Raw genomic sequence first — 2,425 nt, 5'->3', positions numbered from 1 at the left:
CCTGCAGAAAATCTTCTCCAACCTCATTTCCGGCCTGATCCTCCTGATGGACCGTTCGGTAAAGCCCGGCGATGTCATCACGCTGGATGAGACCTATGGCCGCGTAAATGCGCTGGGGATGCGCTTTGCCAGCGTCGTGACGCGCGACGGGCTGGAGCATCTGATCCCGAATGAGGAGTTCATCACCACCAAGGTGATCAACTGGTCGTTTTCTGACGAAGCCGTGCGCATCAAGAAGCCTGTCGGCGTCGCCTACGGGACCGATGTGCCCCATGCCATGAAAGTGATCGTGGAGGCGGCCAATTCTGTCGAGCGAGTGCTCGAAAAGCCGGAGACCAAATGCCTCTTGCGCGGGTTCGGCGACAACTCGATTGATCTGGAAGTGCGCTTCTGGATCGCGGACCCGCAGCAAGGGGTCAATAACGTGTCGTCGGACGTCCTGCTGGCGATCTGGAAGGCGTTCGAGGCCGAAGGCATCCAGTTCCCCTTCCCGCAGCGCGATGTGCATCTCGATGCACGAGGGCCGGTGCGGGTGCAGATCGAGCGGAGCGAGGAATAGGTTTTTGCCCCGGCAAGACGCGCCGCAAGGGCGGGCCGGCAAGGAAACGCTCAAGGCTCCAGCTCGACATCCCAGTAGAGGTAGTCCAGCCAGCTCTCATGCAGGTATTTGGGCGGGAAGCGCCGGCCCTGCCCCTGCAATTGATGCATGGTCGGACGAAGCGCCGGCTTGCGCATCGGCATGCGCGATTGCTCTGGCGTACGCCCACCCTTCTTCAGATTGCAGGGCGAACAGGCCGCAACGATGTTTTCCCAGGTCGTGCGCCCCCCGCGCGAACGCGGAATGACGTGATCGAAGGTCAGCTGGTCCAGCTGGGTCGAGCCGCAATACTGGCACTGGAAGCCATCGCGCAGGAACACGTTGAACCGGGTGAAGGCCGGCGGGCGGTCCTGCGTGACGAAATCGCGCAGAGCCACAACCGATGGCGCGCGCATGGCAAAGGATGGGGAGCGGATTGCCGTCTCGTACTCCGAGACAACATCGACGCGTTCAAGGAACACCGCCTTGATGGCTTCCTGCCAAGGCCAGGTCGATAAAGGATAGTAGGAAAGCGGCTGGTAATCCGCGTTCAGGACAAGGCAGCGCAAATCTTCAGGGGCAGCCTTGAACACACGCATCAGTCCCGCGCCTCCGGCAAAGAGGGCAGCACCGGGCTGCGCGGATGGCTGGCCGGACCGGAACAGGTCCGGCGGGGCAGGCATCCATGGCCCGAAAGCCTATGGCGCATGAGCGTCCTGAAGACGCACCTCCCTCTGAACACGCCCGAAACGCAAAAACGAATCAGGACATCAGGTACGTTGGGCCGACTTTACTCCAACTCCTGCGACAGGCCTATGACACTGGAACCACAGCCCTGTTGCACTGGCAGGAGGAGACATGGTGGCGAGAGGCTCAGGCGGCAAGCGCGGCGCGATAGCGTCCGGCAAGGGCAGCTTTCAGGAATCGGGCGCCCAGCTCCAGCCCGTCCGGTCCAATCGAGTGGGGCAGGCCCTGGCTGATATGAAACTCCGCCCCGTGACCGGCAGCCGCGAGTTGCTGGGCAGCCAGCAAGGTGAAACCGACTGGCAAGACTTCGTCCCGGTCGCCATGGATCAGCATGACGGGCGGGCGGGAGGCCATTTCACCCTTGAGTTTTTCACCGCCCGCCAGAGCGCCCGAATAGCCCAGAATACCGCCGATTGCGGATGGCTGGCGCAGGCCAAGATGCAAGGCCAGCATCGTACCCTGGCTGAAACCGACGAGAGCGAGATCGGCGTGGGTCAGGTTGTGACGGCGCAGTTCGGAGGCAATGAACTGGTCGGCGACCGGCCCTGCCATGCGAACGCCCGCCTCCATAGCGGCAGGGTCCAGCCGGGAAATCGGAAACCATTGATAGCCGCCCGGCGCGCCGGGGACAGGTTCGGGCGCATTGGGCGCAACCCAAGCCGTGTCGGGGAAATCACCTGCCCAGTGCTGCGCGAGGCCTGCAAGATCAGCGCCGTTCGAGCCATAACCATGAAACAGGATGACGAGCTTTTTCGCCTGGCCTGAGCGGGCAGGAATGCGCGGTCCGTCAAGCAGGATCATGTATTGGTCTCTTTGCAGCTCATAGGTATCGTTACCGCGAAATTCGGGGAGGCAAAAATGGAATGGCTGTTGTTGGTTCTGGTGGTTCCCGCCGGTTGGCTCGTTTGGTTCGTTTTCAAGGTTATTCTAGGAGCTGCGGTTCCAAAGCATGTGCACGCCGAAAACGCGCTAAAAATTTACTTGCGAGAATGTGGAATCGAACCGGAAGAGGTTGGCATCCCTGCGATTAAAGAACTAGCGTCGAATATCGCTGAAGTCAGTAGATATGTTTCTCAGGGTCGCCGAACGAGTCATGCAGGT

4 protein-coding genes are annotated in these 2,425 nt (G+C 60.9%); 2 read left to right on the top strand and 2 right to left on the bottom strand.

What is annotated here, in order from left to right; translation table 11 throughout:
* On the top strand, nucleotides 1–559 hold a 559-nt coding region (locus ACTS2Z_RS11190; RefSeq protein ID WP_442573292.1), incomplete at its 5' end, for a mechanosensitive ion channel family protein.
* Between the two features lie 50 nt (nucleotides 560–609).
* Here ACTS2Z_RS11190 and ACTS2Z_RS11185 read toward each other — a convergent pair.
* Nucleotides 610–1,176 (bottom strand): HNH endonuclease, encoded by a 567-nt coding sequence (locus tag ACTS2Z_RS11185; protein ID WP_442573291.1) that lies wholly within the window; start codon nucleotides 1,174–1,176, stop codon nucleotides 610–612.
* Nucleotides 1,177–1,450: 274 nt separating this feature from the next.
* Nucleotides 1,451–2,125, bottom strand: a complete 675-nt coding sequence (locus ACTS2Z_RS11180; RefSeq protein ID WP_442573290.1) for an alpha/beta hydrolase — start codon at nucleotides 2,123–2,125, stop codon at nucleotides 1,451–1,453.
* 57 nt (nucleotides 2,126–2,182) lie between these two features.
* Here ACTS2Z_RS11180 and ACTS2Z_RS11175 point away from each other — a divergent pair.
* A partial coding sequence (locus tag ACTS2Z_RS11175; protein WP_442573289.1) for a hypothetical protein occupies nucleotides 2,183–2,425 on the top strand: 243 nt, incomplete at its 3' end.

Source organism: Glycocaulis sp. (assembly GCF_052168375.1).
Classification (GTDB): domain Bacteria; phylum Pseudomonadota; class Alphaproteobacteria; order Caulobacterales; family Maricaulaceae; genus Glycocaulis.
This window is presented reverse-complemented; position numbering and strand designations above follow the sequence as displayed.